Source organism: Acinetobacter sp. CY81 (assembly GCF_059515925.1).
On sequence record NZ_JCAKNC010000001.1, the window covers coordinates 362,049 to 381,188 of the forward strand.

The window sequence follows — 19,140 nt, forward strand, 5'->3', positions numbered from 1 at the left end:
CGATCCTCTTAAAGCGATTCTGTTAAAGCTCTTGTTCCGCTTTACGAATATTTTCAAATTCTTGTTCTGGTGTGCCAGAGACCAAGTGATGGCGACTATAAAAAATAAAATAAGCAATAAACAAAGCATAGATCCCTGCGGCCATGAACCAAACTTTAGGATTGACTAAGAAGCCTGCAATCACTGCAATTGCTGCTAAAACTAGTGCAATACTTGAAGTGATGATGCCACCGGGCGTTTTATAGGGGCGATGCATATCAGGACGACTCATTCGTAATTTGATATGCGATAGCATCATCAGGACATAAGAAATGGTTGCACCAAAAACGGCCATTAAAATGAGTAAATCACCTTCACCTGTGAGTGATAAGCCAAAACCAATGATGCCTGGAATGATAATGGCAAGGTAGGGTGCTTTATTTTTATTGGTCAAGGAAAGCGAGGTTGGTAGATAACCCGCACGAGACAAGGCAAAGATCTGACGTGAATAGGCATAAATGATCGAGAAGAAACTCGCAACGAGACCTGCAAGTCCGACAAAATTCACAAAACTGGCTAACCATGTATTTTGCCCATAGACCGCAACTAAAGCATCAACCAGTGGTGCACCTGAGTCTTTCAATAAATTTGCACCTGCTGCACCGACACCTAAGACTAAAATTAAGATCGCAAAAGTGGCAAGAATCAACATAGAGCCAATGAGTCCACGCGGTAATGATTTTGTTGGGTCTTTGGCTTCTTCCGCTGCGAGCGGTACACCTTCTACGGCTAAGAAGAACCAGATGGCATACGGCACAGCTGCCCAAATGCCCATATATCCAAGAGGAAGAAATGCACTTGCACCTGCTTTTTCACTGGATACCGCAATATCAAATAAATTGGTGCTATTAAAATGTGGAATCATCGCAATAATGAAAACAAATAAGGCAACAGCAGCAATCGCTGTAATCACAAACATGATTTTTAAAGCTTCACCTGCACCTTTTAAATGGATTGCCATAAAGATAATGTAACAAGCGAGATAAACTTTCCAACCACCGATACCAAATAAGCTTTCACAATATGCACCGATAAAGCAGGCAATCGCCGCAGGCGCAATCGCATATTCAATCAGAATCGCTGTCCCTGTTAGATAACCACCAAAAGGGCCAAATGCGGTACGTGCAAAACTATATCCACCGCCAGCCGTAGGTAGCATAGTCGACATTTCTGACATAGACAGACACATACAGAGATACATGATGGCAACGACGACTGTGGCGATAAACATTCCACCCCAACCACCTTGGGCTAGGCCGAAGTTCCAACCTGCAAAATCACCTGAGATAACATAAGCCACGCCGAGTCCGACCAATAAAAGCCAGCCTACAGCACCTTGTTTGAGTTGTCTTTTTTCAAAATATTCGTGTTGGGAGTCTGTGGGAGTAGGAGATTGTATTCCATTATTATTGAGTTCACTCATGTTGAGCTCCTAGATATTGTTATGTTTCGATCCGCTAAGGAATGCAAATTCAATACCAAAGACAGATCACACATCCGTGTTATGCATGGGGGAAATTCCCCTCGGTTTTTTATTATTCGTTTTAAGACTGCTGATGTTTGTTGCTGAGTTGTTGAGTTGTTGAGTTGATTATTTAAGAGATTAAAGAAAAGGGTTAGCACTTTATCAGTACTAACCCTTGGTTGTTTTTAGAAGAAGCCCATCGCTTTAGTAGAGTAGCTGACTAATAAGTTTTTGGTTTGTTGGTAATGATCAAGCATCATTCTGTGGTTCTCACGACCGATCCCTGATTTTTTATAACCGCCAAAGGCAGCATGTGCAGGGTAGATGTGATAACAGTTTGTCCATACTCGACCAGCCTGAATTGCGCGACCTGCTCTATAAGACGTATGTGCTGAACGTGACCAAACTCCAGCACCTAGACCATAAATGGTGTCATTGGCAATTTTAATAGCATCATCAAAGTCTTTAAATGTTGCAACAGCAAGTACAGGTCCAAAAATTTCTTCTTGGAAAGTTTTCATGTCATTGGTGCCTTTGAAAATAGTCGGTTCAATATAGAAACCACCATTGACATCATGACGTTCTTCACCGCCAGTTAAGATTTTTGCACCTTCTTGACGACCTGTCGCGATACAACCCAAGATTTTATCTTGTTGCTCTTGAGATGCTTGAGCACCAATCATGGTTTCGGTATCTAGTGGATGACCCGTTTTGATGCGTTTAACACGTTCAACAGCCATTTCTAAGAATTTATCTGCAATACTTTCTTGTACAAGCGCACGTGAAGGACAAGTACAAATTTCACCTTGGTTCAATGCAAACATGGCAAAGCCTTCTAAAGCTTTATCCAAGTATTCATCGTCTTTGTCCATGATGTCTTCAAAGAAGATGTTTGGAGATTTACCACCAAGCTCTAGTGTTACTGGAATGATGTTTTCAGTCGCATATTGCATAATCATTTGACCAACAGCTGTTGATCCAGTGAAGGCAATTTTTGAGATGCGTGGATTGGTTGCAAGTGGGCGACCTACTTCCACACCATAACCATTCACAATATTTAATACGCCAGGCGGTAGAATGTCTTGAATAAGTTCAGCAAGGACTAAAATGCTGACTGGTGTCTGTTCAGCCGGTTTAAGCACGATACAGTTACCCGCTGCCAACGCAGGAGCAAGTTTCCACGCAGCCATCAGAATTGGGAAATTCCATGGAATGATTTGACCAACAACCCCTAAAGGCTCATGGAAATGGTAAGCAATTGTGTCGTCATCAATCTCAGAAATACCGCCTTCTTGAGCACGAATACACCCTGCAAAATATCTGAAATGATCAATCGTCAGTGGAATATCTGCTGCTAAAGTTTCACGAACAGGTTTACCGTTATCCCAAGTTTCAGCTACAGCCAATAATTCTAAATTTTCTTCTAAACGGTCAGCAATTTTTAATAAAATATTTGAGCGAGCGGTGGTTGAAGTCTTGCCCCAAGCGTCTTTGGCTTGATGTGCTGCATCTAGTGCGAGTTCGATATCTTCAACTGAAGAACGTGGAACTTTAGTGAAAACTTGACCATCGACAGGTGAAATATTCTCAAAATATTCACCTTTTACAGGAGCAACCCATTTGCCACCAATAAAGTTGTCATACTGTGCTTTAAATTGGACTTTTGAACCGGGTTGATTTGGATCTACATAGCGCATGTGAATTCTTCCTTTGCTTATTGAATTTATTAAGTGCATCTACAGCTTTGGTATAAGGTACATCTGTCTTATATTTGATTAGGATAACCAATATAAGGTTGGAAAAAGGTTGGAATGATGAAGGTTTACAAGCATTCAACAATTGTTTACAACCAAGTTCAATACAGTGGATGTATGTCAGGAATTGTTAAAAGAATAAGGAATGATAATAATGCAACATTTATTGCTGAAAAGACAACAAATAGAAAGTTTTAAAGAAAAAATCGGTGGCTCTGCAGCGCAAGCAAAACAACTTGGACAAAGTATTTTAAGCTCTTGGAAGCGTTCAACTTTAGCCGCTATTCCAAAAGATCGTTCAGCTGCTCCGATTATTGATCAATCTATTTCTAAAGGAACAGCATTAGAGCATGCGTTAAAATCCTGTTCAGAAGAGTTAAAGCATATTGCACAGCAATCTTCGATGGTGGTTGCTGTGGGTGATATTGGTAGTACGATTATTTGGAGTGCATCTAGCCGACAAATGCGTAAGGCTGCGGAAAGTGTGCATTTTATAGAGGGTGGGCAATGGCGTGAAGAATTGGTTGGAACCAATGCCTTGGCACTGTCTTTAAAAACACAACAGTCGAGCTGTGTTTTTTCCAATGAACACTATATGAGTTCAGTGCATGACTGGGTTTGTTATGCAGCCCCCATTATTGATCCGTATTCGAAACATGTCTTGGGTGTGATTGATTTATCCACCACTTGGAAGAATCATAATAGCCTTGGATTATTGGCCGCTGAACGCTGTGCTTCTATTATTCAAACAGCATTAACCGAATATCAAAGCCAACAACTGTATATTCGTACTTTTGGTATGCCTCAAGTCTTGTTTAACGGTAAGGTTTTGGTGTTAACGCCACGTCAAATTGAAATTTTGACGATTTTGGCACTGTGTCCTCAAGGTTTAACCTTAGATACCTTGCACCAAGCTTTATATGGCGAGCGAAAAGTCAGCATGGGGACATTGAAGGCGGAAATGTCTCAGTTAAGGGATTTACTCGGTGGCATGCTTGGATCTAGACCGTATCGAATTTTGGCACATGTAGAGGCGGACTTTTTACAAGCAGAGCAAGCATTGGATGCTGCATATATTCAGACTGCTTTAAAACTATGTAGCGGTGTAATGCTTGCAAAGACAGAAAGCCCATTTTTGTGTTCATGGCGTGACTGTATGGAATCACGGCTGAGTGATGCTATTTTCAAAGCCAATGATACTGATGTGCTATTGAAGCATATCGCACGATACCCAGATGCAATTGACGCCGTTGAGCGCTTGGTTGAGCTGACACCATTAGAACATCCTGCACATCAGCTATTGATGAAATATAAAAGTGAGTCTGACTAAGATCTATTCATTTTGATTGTTCAAGAAATTAGTGATTTATGTAATAAATGATCCATGAAATAAATAACATTACGATTGGATTCACGTATTAAAGGTCTTAGATTTTTGTTCTAACCATTCAAATAAGGTGTGATAAACCTGAGCTCTAACAGGTTGAGCAGAGAGTATCAAATCATGTAATCCATCTTGAATTGAAATGATTTTTACATCACCTTGGATTTTTTTAGCATATTTAGAGATGTGTTTAACATTTAAAATAACGTCACTCGATTGAGCATCACGATTAAATTTTCGAGGGCAGGTGGTTCGAGCTGAATGCATCACCAAAACGGGAATATTTAACTGAAGACCGTGGTGAATCTCCTTTTGTGCCTCAAATATTGCATGTACAAAACTTAAATACACCATTGGATATTGCATCGGTTTCCAATCCAAATTGAAATCCCATTCACCCTTTAAGCTTCTATGCAGGCTGGTGACATAAAATTTATTTAATTCACTTAGAAATTTAAGTTTTGGAAATCGTTTCCCGATTTTGCTGAGTTGTGGTAATGCCAATTTTTTCTTAAAAATATTCATATTAAAATCATAGAAAGGACTGTTCACCCACAATGCTTTAATGAATTTATTTTCAGGATGGTGTGCGGCGTATAACGTCGTAATTAAACCACCAGTTGAGTGTCCACTTAATACAATGGCATCATGATTTTCCTGCACAATAATATTTAAAGCTTCGGAAATTTCAGCATCGTATTCATTTAAATTTTGCACATAGAACATATCTTGATGAGCTAGATAAGAACGTCCGTATTTTCTTAAATCTAAAGCGTAAAAATCGTAACCCTGTTGATTAAATTGTTCAGCCATCTCTTTTTGGAAAAAGTAATCAATAAAACCATGAATATATAAAACTGCTTTGGATGTGCTTTTTTCAGCTTTTTTACGAACCAATGTGGCAATCACTTGGCCTTGTTGATCATGAGGAAAATGTAGTTTTAATTGTTCATAACCATCACCTAATACATCAGCAACGTAATCAGATGAAGGAATGGGTTCAGCATTTTGTGAGGGTGATTGATGAGACGTGTCAGTATTTGGAGAGCATGGCGAGTTAGAATCAATTTGAGACATGAGCTGAGACTCTCTTTTTATCATATTTTAGATGTCGATATTATCCTTGATGATATGGAGCGAATTGTCAATTTAAAATAGGGTTAAACATATTTCTAAAACAATAAATAAAAAAATCCAGTGCAGAGAAATCTATTTTCACAATTGATTGATGAGAATAGGATTTGAAATTTCTCTTACACTGGATTTGATTAAATCAGCTTAAAAAATTACATTGCTGCTTTAAATATTTCAACCACTTGAGCATGATTTGCTTTACGTGGATTGGTGAGCATACATGCATCATTTTGCGCATTTTCAGCCATGATGGTTAAGTCAGACTCTTTTACATTCAGTTCTGTAAGTCCTGACGGAATGCCCACTGCTTTTGATAACTCACGAATCGCATCAATGGCAGCATATGCAGCTTCATTAACTGTTAAATGTTGAATATCTACACCCATTAGTTCTGCAATTTTTGCATAACGATCTGGACAAGCGATCAGGTTGAACTCGCATACATGCGGTAGCAAGATCGCGTTACATACGCCATGTGGAAGGTTGTAAAAACCACCCAATTGATGCGCCATTGCATGAACGTATCCTAGTGATGCATTGTTAAATGCCATACCCGCAAGATATTGTGCGTAACTCATTGCATCGCGTGCTTCGATATTTTCACCATTCGCAACAGCAGGGCTAAGCCATTGGCTGATCATAGTGATGGCTTTTTCAGCACATGCATCTGTAATCGGATTTGCTGCAGTCGAAACATAAGCTTCAACTGCATGTGTGAGTGCATCCATACCTGTAGCTGCAGTCAGTCCAGCTGGCTTGGCAACCATGAGTTTAGGATCATCAATCGCCATGAGTGGAGTACAACGCCAATCGACAATCGCCATTTTTACATGCGTATCGGTATTGGTAATAATACAGAAACGTGTCATTTCGGAAGCTGTACCTGCTGTGGTGTTAATTGCAATCAGCGGTGTCATAGGCACAGTACTTTTATCAATCCCTTCATAATCACGGATATTCCCGCCACCCGCAGTGACTAAACCAATACCTTTTGCACAGTCATGTGATGATCCACCGCCTAGAGAAATAATGAAATCACATTGATTGTCATTATAAGCTTGGACACCTTTTAGAACGTTGATGTCGGTTGGGTTTGGCTCTGCACCTGGGAAAATATGGTAGTCCACATTGGCTGCGTTAAGGTAGCTTGCAATCGTGTCTGCAACACCAAATTTAAATAAGCCTTCATCGGTTACGATCAGTACTTTTTTAGCACCTAAGTTATGCGCTCTTTCACCGACTTCTTTTGAACAACCCGGTCCAAAAAGTGAAACACATGGGATGTAAAAGCCATTAGTTTGATCTGAAATATTCTTAAAAGCCATGGTGCGATTCCTTATGCCATTATTGTATTGTTATCGGTGATTTCTATACCGTGTCTTGAGTATTCAATAAGGGGATTCAGAAGTGTACCTACCTAATACCTACCAAAGACATATAAACATAATGGGATTACAAGGCTAAGATTTTAAAGGAATATTTAGAACCAAAAAATTTTAGAAGGGCAGTGAATTTAGTCATTATGGATTCAAAATTAAGTCTAAATATGAAATTGGATGAAAAAAATAAAGTAATTATTGAATCCAAATCTAAACTTTGGTTTTTGGATGTTTGAATAAATACAAAGGATTTAGAGACAAAAGAATATTAAAATATAACAACGATAATTGGCTTTAAATCTCATTAAATATTTTAAAACGTAATTCTTATGTCATTACAATGAAATGATATTGAATGTGTTTCTTCCAAATTATATACAATACAACCTAAATGCTGGATGAGTTTGCAGAAACTGAATAGACAGGATTACGTTGTATTAATTGGATTTAAAGCGTGTTTGATGAATTAGAGCCTTGCTGAGTGCTAAGTTGCAACTAAGTTTTTTACTTTGATTATTCTTAGCACTCTTAAACATTTAAAAGTATTTTAAAGATAGTTTTTAACTAAACCTAAAGTTTGATCATAGAGCTGATGTGCAAGTTTTAAATCTTTAGCTTTAGATGAACGAATGGCAGGTGTTTGCAGACTGACATATTGACCTGTGCGTTTTGCCCATGACGGATCTAAGGCAATTTTTTTAATCAGTTCTGCTGGTTTATTGGGTTGAATTAAAAATAATTTAATCACCATATATTGATACTTAGGCAACTCACGATAAATTTCAGAATCTACGCCACCCGGATGTAATGCATTAGAAGTGATACTGGTATTTTTAAGTTTATCTGCTAAAGCATTACTAAAGAGTAGATTGGCTAATTTGCTGTTGCCATAACGAAGTACACCATTATAGTTTTTCACTTCCTCAGCTTTAAATTGATCAAATTTGATTGAACCCATGAAATGCATCATAGAAGCAAGATTAACCACTCGACCCGCTTCTGATTTTTTTAATAAAGGTAGAAGTTTTAAGGTCCATAAAAAATGTCCAATATAATTCACGCCAATTTGTTTTTCATAACCATCTTTGGTTGATTCTAAAGTCGGTGACATGATGCCTGCGTTATTGACCAAAACATCAATTTTATCGAGTCTCGCAAGGAGTTCATTCGCAGTTTGGTTGACCTGATCTAAACTATCCAGATCGAGTGCAAGTAATTCAACTTTACCTGTGCCTAGGCTTTCTAATTGTTGCTTTGCATGTTCAGCTTTTTGAGGATTTCGGCAGGCTAAAAATACATGGTGACCATCTTGAATGAAGCTTTTGGCTGTCGCAAATCCAATACCAGTGTTTGCACCAGTAATAATGATTGTTTTCATTTCTTATGACATCCTTTTTGTTGTTTCGTTATTTTAAGACTGGTTTATAAATAGCGTTCAGCATCATTGTTTAGTTTTATTATAGGCATTTCTTATTGTCAATTTAGCTTGTTAGACAGTTAAGACGGAATATCATGCTTTCCGACCAAGTTCAATCACTCAATATTTAATCTTTACAGAATATGAACTGTACCATTCTCTAAATTCATAATAATGTTAAGATTCATCTCTTTCGACTATCTGCCTGTATTGGGTGCTGTCATGAGTCAAAACATGCTTAAAACACCGAATCAGAACCACCAACAAACGGCACAAAGCCTATTGGATCATTCAGCGACGTTGAAGCAGCTGTTTCAAGACCAATGGTTTTATTTGTGGACTTTAACACCCCAAAATTTATGGGTGATTGATACTAAAAATAAGCAGCTTCTGATTGCAGATGGATTGGTTAAAGTTAAATTTTCTGAAAATATTAAATCTTTGGTGCAAATTTCGAGTACTCATAAGAATATCAATATTGAAAATATTATCGATTTTATTTTCAACCAAATGACTTTCCTGATTCGTGATTTTAAAGCGCAACATTCATTGTTTTTACAAACTAAAGTTCAGCTATTTAGACAACTTTTGGTGGAAGAAGCTTTTAAATGGGTGGATGGTGAAAATCGGGTAGAGCATTTTTTATACAACTTGAGTGTGGCAGAAGCTGAAATCATTGATGGGATCATGCTAGATGCGGGTTACTACGAAGAAGCACATCTGACAGATTTTGCAAAATTCGGCAAAGAAATTCCCTTACATGTTGAACTGAACTTTAAGCATCTCAGCTTAGTCAATTCAGTTTTAGGTGCAAACTTTTTACCTGTTCAACAACTGATTCCTCACTATGATCAGCTGTGTTTTTCAGCGGATCAGTTCATGCCGAAACCGCTGTATCGTATTGTAGAATCGGCTTTTGAAGATCAATTTACTTTATCGCAGGTCATTGAACATCAAAATGATTTTCAATTGTTATTGGGGCATGCCAAAGAACAGCCGCATTTGTTGGGCTTTACTCAATGGATGAAACGCGGTTATTGGCAATATAGCGATATTTTAAGTAAGAAAAATTTCACCACCACAGATTCAGTCTATTGGGACGAGCGAATTTCAAATCAGTTTCCCTTGTTTTATTACAAACGAACGGTCAATTGGTTATTTAAACAAGATAAACAGGTGATCGATTGGGTCGCTCAAAACTTAGATAACTTAAATGTTCGAATTGCTGTAACTGCAATTAGTTTTATGGACAGTAGTCAAATCCATCCACAGGTGATCTTACACAGCTTAAAATATTTTGAATCGGTGACCACGCATTGGTTTGTTGCTGAGATGAGTCATTTTGCTATACAACAGCATTGGATTAATGATTCTAATCAGGTTGAACATCATTTTTATGCGATGCATTCATATATTCTAAAAACAGCGAATCAACCAAACCCTCAAATAAAAAATAAGATTTACATTAGTGATTCAGTTCTCTATGTAGAAGAATGGTTGAATTTACTGTTTTTAATGACCAAGGATGATCAACGTATTGCCAAGCACGCTTATAGCGCTCTATCTCGGGTGATTCATGCTTATATGGTCTTTTTACAACGCGCTATACATGATTTACCTGAAGAGTTGATTCAGTTTATGCATCCGCAAATGCAGCAAGATCCGCACTTTCAACATTTGCTCAAAAAGAATCAAATCGATGTACAACAATTTAGGAAACATTTTAAACATCCATCGACACGTATTGATCATCAAATCAGTATTTTTGATTCGTATGTTGCCGATTATTTGAATGATTTATTTTTGAATCATACCAATTTTCCTAAAAACCTAACATGGGGCGGATTGTTTCAACAAGCGGTTCGTTGGCATCAGCAAGCCTATTTTGATGCAACGTTGAATCATTTACGCAAACGTATTTCGATTACTTCATGGAAAAGAGTCAGTCCACAACAGATCATGTTTACTGAGCATTGGAAATTTGAAGAACTTAATGATTTAGATATGATTATTCATGAATCTATTCGGTTCAAACATTGCTTGGCACTGTCTTATACAGAGCGAATTGCAGCAGGTGAATATGTGGCATTTCACATGACCCATTTAGAAGATGAAAATATTCATCTGACTTTGGGGTGTTTCTTTAAATTTGATCAATTGCATTTTGATCAGTTGCGTTTACCGAATAATGAAATTGCAGATAAGAAAACCGAACGAGAAGCCCAAGCTTTTATTGATAAGGTCAATCAGCATTTAATTTGGGATTTTAAAGAGCAGAAAGTTCAATAAATGTTAAATTTGCGAAGCTACTTAAAACATGAGTCATTTTAAAATCTAGAAACGTCCTGTAGTTAGGATTGCCTAAACATTTATCGTAATCATGCACACTTATCGAAAGCCGATTTTCAATATTGAAAGTGTGTAAATAGCATCAAGACGAATGCAGAATCTTAATTTGAACTTAACTTTTAATGCAAAAATCGTTAGTCTATGACGGTCTGATAAGGTTAAGGTTGTTATGAAGCAAGAAACTGCACTAAAACTCATGAAAGCAGGTGAAAGTGTCTTTTTGACAGGTTCCGCCGGTGCAGGAAAGACCTATACCTTAAATCAATATATTAATTATTTGAAAGCTCGCAAAGTGCCGGTCGCGATTACCGCGTCAACAGGTATCGCAGCAACCCATATGAATGGAATGACCATTCATACTTGGGCAGGCATTGGTATTAAAGACTTTTTGTCAGATGATGACTTAAAGCGTATGAAAGAACGTAAATATTTAAAAGAGCATTTAGAAAATGCCCAAGTACTGATTATTGATGAAATATCCATGTTGCATGCTAAGCAACTCAATTTGGTAAACCAAGTTCTAAAGTACTTTAAAGAATCAGATGATGCATTTGGCGGTATCCAAGTCATTGTAGCAGGAGATTTTTTTCAGTTACCGCCTGTGGGTCGTAACGATGAAAAGAACCGTGATAAATTTTGTTTTATGTCGCAGGCTTGGGTTGAGGCAAAATTCCGCGTTTGTTATTTGACTGAGCAACATCGCCAAGATGATTCAGCACTGAATGACATTTTAAATGCAATCCGTTCACAGAGTATTAATCAACAGCACATTCAAGCATTACAACAGACGCGCCAGCAAGATATTGGCGATACTTTTACGCGCCTTTATACCCATAATATGGATGTCGATAGCATTAACTATCGTCATTTAAATGAAATTGATGGCGATGGGCATCAGTTTTGTGCACAAATGGATGGTAATGAAAAACTGATTGAAACCTTAAAATCTTCAGTTCGTGCACCAGAAGAACTGACCTTAAAAAAACATGCCAAAGTGATGTTTGTCAAAAACAACTTTGACATGGGTTATATCAACGGAAGTTTAGGTGAAGTCATTGGTTTTGAAGAAGTCGATGATTACGGTATTTTACCTAAAGTGAAATTAACCGATGGAACGGTACTATTGGTCGAACCAGAAACGTGGTCGGTGGATAATGATTCTGGTAAAACCATCGCGAGTTTTTCTCAAATCCCACTTCGTTTGGCATGGGCAATCACCATTCATAAATCACAAGGGATGACCTTAGCAGCAGCTGAAATTAACCTATCCAACACCTTTGAGAAAGGGCAAGGTTATGTCGCGATTTCACGTCTAAAATCTATTGATGGACTCAGACTACTTGGTTTTAATGAGCAAGCCTTAGAGCTAGATAGTCTTGCGATTAAAGCGGATCGTCGCTTTCAAGAGTTGTCGGAAGAGGCTGAAACGCATTATGCAGATGTAAATCTAGAACCTCAGCATAAGGCTTTCATTCGTCATTGTGGCGGAACGCTGAATGAAACTGAGATTACGCGTAATGAGAAGAAAATTGCGAAAAATGCAGGCAAGCAGAATTACGCAACCGCCACTTTAGATGAAACCAAAGAACTGTTTATTGGTGGTTATGAAATTCAAGATATTGCCGTTGAACGCGGTTTGACCCCTGCAACCATTATTAATCATTTGGCGAAACTACATCGTGAGCAAGGCTTGGATATTTCTGTTGCACATCCAGGTGATGAAGTGGTGGAACAAGTCCGTAAGATTTATAAGAAATTGATGAAACGCCAAAGCCCAGAGCATTTAAACGAAGACGGTAGTATTAAATTACGTCCAATTGTTGAAGCCACTGCACCGCGCATGGGCTATGACCAAGTTCGTTTGGCGCTGTTATTTGTAGAGTAAGCGGTTAAATAGATGAGTCATGTAGATTTATTCTGTCAGTAGATATTTAGATTTACAGATATGGTCAATTTGTAGTGTTAATAAAGCAGTTAATAGATTCATATTAGTCATACTCTGCTGATTTAATCGATGTTAATGCATTAAAAATTAAGGAAAATTAGTCATGCCACAAATGTTTGTAGATTATTCTGATAATATTCAAAATGTAGATAAGCCAAAACTTTTGTTAGGCTTAAATAAAGCATTATTTGATACAGGATTAGTGGGACATGAATTTGATATTAAATCTCGCATTCATGCAGTTTCAGACTATTTAATTGGTTTCGGAGAAAACAACCAAGCCTTCATTTTTGTACGTTTACAAGGTTTAAGTGGTCGTACTGATGAGCAGAAAAATTTAATGACTGACCATTTGTCTAAATTTTTACAGACTTTTAAAGGCTATACTGCTGACGGGTTAGAAGTACAACTCTGTGTTGAATTCGCTGAAATGCCAAAAGAGATTTATCGTAAAATTAAAGTGCAAAAATAATCAGTTTTATATGGATTGAAAAAGGGTTGATGTTGAATACATTAACCCTTTTTATTGCATTGAATTTAGAATCGGGACAATCAGCCCCTAAAATTTTAGTTCAGTACTTGAATGTCTGCATATTGCTGAAACATTTCAGTATTCATTCCATGTAGATAATCGATAAATGCCACATTAAAACTACCGACATTTTCAGTCTTTTCAAAAGCCAATTTTCCTGCAATTGCAAAATGTACATGTGCTGAAATTGCAGCAATTGTAGGCGTACTCACCGCAGTATAAGCCGCAATTAAGGCACCTAATGCACAGCCTGTTGCAGTCACTTTGGGCTGTAAATAAGAGCCGCCGTTGATTTGAATGACCGCGTTGTATTCTTTTGAAATGATAAAGTCTGATTCACCTGAAATCGCAATACATTCGGCATGTGCAAGCAATGATTTTGCATGCTCATAGACTTCAGCACTATTTAAGGTGCTATCCACACCTTTAGATTGAACCTGATTACCTGCTAAAGTACTTATTTCAGAAGCATTCCCACGAATAATAGTAGGCTTGAACGACAATAATTCATCTACTTTTTCTGAGCGCCATTTTAGAATAGGACCATAACCGACAGGATCAAGCACCCACGGCACTTGATGCTGTTGCGCTGTTTGCGCTGAAATGGTCATGGCTTGCATTTGCTCAGTGGTCGGCGTGCCTAGATTGATGCTCACAGCACCACTAATTTTGGCAAAGGCTTCAGCTTCAAACGGATTGTCAATCATTGCCGGTGAAGCACCCGATGCCAAAAGGATATTAGCAACATAATTCGCAGCAACTGTATTGGTAATACATTGCACTAATGGTTGCTGAGTCTGTAAGGCTTTCCATGCTTCAATCACCATTTGCAAAATCGTTTGAGTATCCAATTGCAATTTATGGCTAGATGATGCTGAGAGTTGTTCAGGATGATTCATCATAATCCCTTATCGGGTAAAAATAGTTTAACGTGTGAAATAGTGGTCTTGATGTTTACAGCTTCGGCAGAATAAAGAAACATAATCATTGGCATCGTATTCAACCGTCAGTTCATTTGAACCGCAGTGCATACAGCGTTTTTGAGAATAAAAGTTTAATCGAGGTTCGATCTTTTTCCAAGAACGCCAAATCGGTTGGAAAAAGATATTTTCGTCATAGCCTAGAAATTGATAAAACAAGATTTCACTCATACGACTCAGTGGAATATTGCTAGGACGTGGCAGGGTATAGGTTTCCCATTTTTCATTCAATGAACGTTCACGATACTGTTCTAAGGTCTTTTTTAACAAATTGGTATTGATGAAATTTTCATTACGCGTTTTCAGTGCATTTTGTTTATACAAATATTCTAAAGCATTTTGAATCATGTAATAAATTTGCCCGACAGCAAGTGAATCCATGAGCCGGAAACAAAACACTTGGAAACTATTATTTCCAGCGATTTGAATGCCCCAAGTACGACAGTAATGCTGTGCGAACTGAATAATTTCTTGGTATAGCAACATATACAGAGCATTTTTAACTTCATCCGCATCTTTAAATGGGATACCCATTGTCAAATTATGGAAAAATAAATGCCGTAAATGCTGAGTTAAACTAAATAAGCTGGGTTCAGAATAACCATCTAAACGTACATTCAAATAGTACTGATTAACTTCATCTGAAAAAACTTTAGGGACTAAAATTTGGTCTTTTAATAGGTTTTTAATCAGACCATTTTGAAAGAGATAATTGGGACTAATTGGATGGTATTTAATAACAGTCCAATCGATATATTCGTTATATAAACTGCCTTCACGAACTTGTTGATTCAAGATGCTGAGCAAAAATAGCTTATTGATGAAGCTTAATTGATCAAGTTCGTATTCATAATTTTCTTTGGTTTTTTTACTGTACTTCCGCTGTTCTTGGACACGTGTTTCCGCGAGGAGTTTCTTTCTTTTCGCTAAACAAGTATCACAGTGGCAGTTGCCTTTATTATCTTGATAAACACGGTGTTGGCAATGTGAACATTCGTGAAATTGAATTGGTTGATCATATTGTTCTGCATCAATCCACAGCATCGCAGCCTGACAGAGCGGGCAACGGGTACTTTCATCAAGCTGTTTTTGCAGAATTTGAAGCATAAATCAATCAATAAATTAAACAGTGTTTTTGATTATACACATTTAAAGCCAATGATTTGAAACTGGCGAGATGTTGCGGTTTTTAATTTTTGATGAGCTTATTTACATTTTAGTTTGAACATTCGATATAGAAGTATTTTGAAACAATTAGATGAGTTTTAGCGATGAATAAAAAAAACACAAACGTCGACTAAATACTGAAAATCTATTGAAAAAATCAGTTCGAGTTCCCATATCAGACCATAAAGCAATAGCACAGACAGATTGTAAATCTTGGCGTATGATCAAATGCTTGATAAAAATCCTTGTGTGTTAAAAATCAACGTGTGTTAAAAGTCATCGTAAAGAATTTCTCTGCTTAGACAACAGCATCAGGACATTATATGAATATCGCGGCAAATCCAGTGATTGAGGCAGATCAAACTGTTTATTTAAAAGACTATCAAAAACCTTCTTTTCTTGTAGAGTCCATTCATTTAGATATTCAAGTTTTTGCAGATCATACCATTGTAAATTCAACGCTAGTAATGAAGCGCCATACAGTAGGTGATTTGGTCCTACTGGGACGTGATTTAGAGTTGAAATCATTACAATTAAACGGTGAATTACTGAATGCATCACAATACCGTTTGGATGCAGAGCAATTGGTGATTGAAAATGCACCTGATGATGTGATTCTAGCGACCTCAGTGGTGATTTATCCTGAAAGCAATACTCAGCTCGAAGGTTTATATCTTGCAGGTGAAGGCTTGTTTGTAACTCAAAATGAGCCTGAAGGTTTCCGTAAAATCACCTTCTATCCTGATCGCCCAGATGTATTGTCAGTATTTACCACACGTGTGGAAGCGGATAAGAAATTCCCAGTTTTACTTGCCAATGGTAACTTGTTGGAAAAAGGTGAAGCAGGTGAAGATCGCCATTATGCAATTTGGGAAGATCCAACCCATAAACCTTCATATTTATTTGCCTGTGTCATTGGTGATTTGGCTGTATTAAAAGACCACTATGTTACTTCCGAAGGTCGTAATGTTGCTTTAGAAATTTATGCAGAAGAAAAAGATATTCCAAAATGCCATATCGCAATGGAAGCGCTAAAGCATTCTATGCGTTGGGATGAAGAACATTATGGTCTGCCATACGATCTTGATAATTATATGATCGTAGCCACCAGTGCATTTAACATGGGGGCAATGGAGAATAAAGGCTTAAATATTTTCAACACGTCTTGTGTCTTGGCAGATGAAGAATACACCACTGATGCTGCAATTATGCAAGTTCAGGCGGTGATTGCGCACGAATACTTCCATAACTGGACAGGCAACCGTATTACTTGCCGTGATTGGTTCCAACTGTGTTTAAAAGAAGGTCTAACGGTATTCCGTGATCAGTCATTCTCTGAGGATTTACAATCTGCCGCGGTACAGCGTATTGATGATGTTGCAGTACTGAAAGCGCATCAATTCCCAGAAGATTCAGGTCCATTGTCACATCCACCGCGTCCAGATCATTTTGTAGAAATTAATAATTTCTATACTGCGACAGTGTATGAGAAAGGTGCTGAAATTAACCGTATGATGGCGACATTGTTGGGTAAAGAAAAATTTCGCAAAGGTACAGATGAATACTTCCGTCGCCATGATGGACAAGCAGTGACGGTCGAAGATTGGGTTGCAGCGTTGACCGCAGGTTCTGGCGTCGATCTATCCAATTTCTTAACGTGGTACAACCAACCAGGGACACCAAAGCTCGAAGTTCAAGGTGAGTATGATGCAACGTCACAAAGCTACACACTCAGCTTAAAGCAAACTCTGAAAGCTCATCCTAAATATCCAAATTTAAAAGCGGTTCCGATTCCTGTGGCTTTGGCATTATTTGATGCGAAAACAGGTGAACAGCTCACGTTAAATTCGCAAGCATTGTTTGAAAATGGCGTAAAAGATGGCGTGTATCTGTTTGATCAAGATACAGCAACGATTGAGTTTACAGGCTTAACAGAAAAGCCGGTAGTTTCGTTGCTTCGTAATTTTTCTGCACCAGTAAATCTTGAATTTAACTATTCAGATGAAGAACTAGCATTCTTACTCCAGTATGAAACCAATGGTTTTAACCAGTGGCAAGCGACACAAACTTTGCTAGAACGTATTTTGCTAAATGGTCATGATGCAACGATTTACTTGCAAGCAATGAAAGAGACCATTCCGACATTGATTGATCAAGATCCGTTGTTGGTTTCTCGATTATTTGATGTACCAACAGAAGGTTACTTAGGCAGTCGTATTGATTCGGATTATCAACCTGCCAAAATCCAAGAGCAACGTAATGCATTGTTGACCAAACTTGCTCAAGAATTTGGTTCATTCTGTAAAGAGACTTATCTGAGTCTTGACCCAAGTGTACAAAAAGAATTTTCTCAAGCGATGGGCGTACGTGCACTTAAAAATATCATGTTGACCATGATTGCACGTCAAGGTGATGAATCAGCATTTGAATTGGCTGATGCACAATATAAATCAACGCGTAATATGTCTGAGCGTTTAGGCGCATTAAAAGTATTGGTTTGGAATGATGCTCCTCAAGCCGAAGCGGCCTTGATTGATTTTTATATGCGCTTTAAAGATGAATCATTGTCTATGGATCAGTGGTTTATGGTTCAGGCTGCACATCCGCAAGCAGATGCTAAAACGATTGAATATTTAACATCGCATCCAGATTATGATTTGGCAGTGCCGAATCGCATTCGCTCTGTAAGTAGTGGTTTAAATGCCAATCCTGTCAATACATGGAGCTTTGGTGTTCAGCACTATATTCAGTTGGCTCAATATTTAGATGAGAAGAATCCAATTATTGGTTCACGTTTACTCCAAGTATTGTCTCGTTGGTATACCTTGGCTGAACCGCAACGTAGTCAGGTAAAAGCTGATCTAGAGGCTTTGAAACCTTTGGTGAAATCGAAGAATGTCAGTGAGACTTTAAATAGCATGTTGAATGTTTAAAATTATTGAACATTTGATTTAGCAGAAGCATTTTGACGAACAGCCTGAGCACGCTCAGGCTGTTTTTTTATCAAAAAGCTATAAAAATTGATAGTTTATTATTGAGATATGCTTTGTAAAATGTTTATATTTTGTGATAAATTACACAAAATAATATTGGTTCGTCCAGTTTTAATGGTCATGCTTAGCTGATCTAGTTTTTGGATGAGCATCGTAAAGACGTCAGAGTGAACTATGTTAGTTAAAATAGAAAATGGGTTTTATTTAAATGCACAACATATTATTGCTGTGCGGGTTTCACGATCAGAAGCAAAAGGGCAATTTATTGTCAATATTGAGTACACACCAAATAGCGCACATAAAGCAGGAGTGTATGAAATTGCATTTGAAACAAAGATTGATGCTGAACGTTATTTGCAAACGCTGAATCAGGCGCTACCGAAATAAAGCAGTTTTGTCTAAAATCTTTCTCCTAAATGATTGATTTCAAGATTCTTTATAGATTGAAATATTTTTTAAGTTACTAGATTGATAGAGTTGATACGGATCGTTTAATTCTTGAAATCTAAGGTTGTTTTTCGTTATTGGTAATCTAAGATATAGATATGATTAAAACCAAATTTCTTATTTAAAAATTATATCGTTTAAAATAAGCCACTCAA

Annotated in this window: 13 protein-coding genes; 6 read left to right on the forward strand and 7 right to left on the reverse strand. The window is 37.6% G+C overall.

Features of this window, described 5'->3' with window-relative positions; all coding sequences use genetic code 11:
* Nucleotides 1-22 precede the first annotated feature (22 nt).
* Nucleotides 23-1,462 carry an ethanolamine permease gene (gene eat, locus AC5YDM_RS01720; protein ID WP_496150403.1) on the reverse strand — a complete coding sequence of 480 codons (1,440 nt, stop codon included), beginning with the start codon at nucleotides 1,460-1,462 and terminating at the stop codon, nucleotides 23-25.
* Nucleotides 1,463-1,689: 227 nt separating this feature from the next.
* Entirely contained in the window at nucleotides 1,690-3,201 is a 1,512-nt protein-coding gene (gene exaC, locus AC5YDM_RS01725) for an acetaldehyde dehydrogenase ExaC (protein ID WP_496150404.1), read from the reverse strand.
* Between the two features lie 202 nt (nucleotides 3,202-3,403).
* Here exaC and AC5YDM_RS01730 point away from each other — a divergent pair, with 202 nt between their 5' ends.
* Entirely contained in the window at nucleotides 3,404-4,588 is a 1,185-nt protein-coding gene (locus tag AC5YDM_RS01730) for a transcriptional regulator (protein ID WP_496150405.1), read from the forward strand.
* Between the two features lie 81 nt (nucleotides 4,589-4,669).
* Here the strand turns inward: AC5YDM_RS01730 and AC5YDM_RS01735 are convergent, their stop codons facing one another.
* The 3 genes from AC5YDM_RS01735 to AC5YDM_RS01745 all read right to left on the reverse strand — a co-directional run bounded on the left by AC5YDM_RS01735 (nucleotide 4,670) and on the right by AC5YDM_RS01745 (nucleotide 8,533).
* Nucleotides 4,670-5,719, reverse strand: a complete 1,050-nt coding sequence (locus AC5YDM_RS01735) for an alpha/beta hydrolase (RefSeq protein ID WP_496150406.1) — start codon at nucleotides 5,717-5,719, stop codon at nucleotides 4,670-4,672.
* Nucleotides 5,720-5,928: 209 nt separating this feature from the next.
* Entirely contained in the window at nucleotides 5,929-7,101 is a 1,173-nt protein-coding gene (gene mdh / locus AC5YDM_RS01740) for an iron-dependent methanol dehydrogenase (RefSeq protein WP_496150407.1), read from the reverse strand.
* Nucleotides 7,102-7,702: 601 nt separating this feature from the next.
* Nucleotides 7,703-8,533, reverse strand: a complete 831-nt coding sequence (locus AC5YDM_RS01745; RefSeq protein ID WP_496150409.1) for an SDR family NAD(P)-dependent oxidoreductase — start codon at nucleotides 8,531-8,533, stop codon at nucleotides 7,703-7,705.
* A gap of 261 nt (nucleotides 8,534-8,794) precedes the next feature.
* On the opposite strand from AC5YDM_RS01745, the gene AC5YDM_RS01750 reads away from it, so the two are divergent.
* The 3 genes from AC5YDM_RS01750 to AC5YDM_RS01760 all read left to right on the forward strand — a co-directional run bounded on the left by AC5YDM_RS01750 (nucleotide 8,795) and on the right by AC5YDM_RS01760 (nucleotide 13,338).
* Entirely contained in the window at nucleotides 8,795-10,861 is a 2,067-nt protein-coding gene (locus AC5YDM_RS01750) for a hypothetical protein (protein ID WP_496150410.1), read from the forward strand.
* Between the two features lie 229 nt (nucleotides 10,862-11,090).
* Nucleotides 11,091-12,806 (forward strand): AAA family ATPase, encoded by a 1,716-nt coding sequence (locus AC5YDM_RS01755; protein WP_496150411.1) that lies wholly within the window; start codon nucleotides 11,091-11,093, stop codon nucleotides 12,804-12,806.
* Between the two features lie 163 nt (nucleotides 12,807-12,969).
* Nucleotides 12,970-13,338, forward strand: a complete 369-nt coding sequence (locus AC5YDM_RS01760) for a 5-carboxymethyl-2-hydroxymuconate Delta-isomerase (protein ID WP_496150412.1) — start codon at nucleotides 12,970-12,972, stop codon at nucleotides 13,336-13,338.
* A 95-nt stretch (nucleotides 13,339-13,433) separates the two neighbouring features.
* Here AC5YDM_RS01760 and thiM read toward each other — a convergent pair whose 3' ends face one another.
* Both thiM and AC5YDM_RS01770 read right to left on the reverse strand, forming a co-directional pair.
* Nucleotides 13,434-14,297 (reverse strand): hydroxyethylthiazole kinase, encoded by an 864-nt coding sequence (thiM, locus tag AC5YDM_RS01765; RefSeq protein WP_496150413.1) that lies wholly within the window; start codon nucleotides 14,295-14,297, stop codon nucleotides 13,434-13,436.
* Nucleotides 14,298-14,324: 27 nt separating this feature from the next.
* Nucleotides 14,325-15,485: a hypothetical protein gene (locus AC5YDM_RS01770; RefSeq protein ID WP_496150414.1), complete on the reverse strand. Its 1,161-nt coding sequence runs from the start codon at nucleotides 15,483-15,485 to the stop codon at nucleotides 14,325-14,327.
* 383 nt (nucleotides 15,486-15,868) lie between these two features.
* On the opposite strand from AC5YDM_RS01770, the gene pepN reads away from it, so the two are divergent.
* Both pepN and AC5YDM_RS01780 read left to right on the forward strand, forming a co-directional pair.
* Nucleotides 15,869-18,478 (forward strand): aminopeptidase N, encoded by a 2,610-nt coding sequence (gene pepN / locus AC5YDM_RS01775; RefSeq protein ID WP_496150415.1) that lies wholly within the window; start codon nucleotides 15,869-15,871, stop codon nucleotides 18,476-18,478.
* Nucleotides 18,479-18,712: 234 nt separating this feature from the next.
* The gene (locus AC5YDM_RS01780; protein WP_496150416.1) at nucleotides 18,713-18,925 is read left to right on the forward strand and encodes a hypothetical protein; all 213 of its coding nucleotides are present in this window, start codon (nucleotides 18,713-18,715) and stop codon (nucleotides 18,923-18,925) included.
* Nucleotides 18,926-19,140 lie beyond the last annotated feature (215 nt).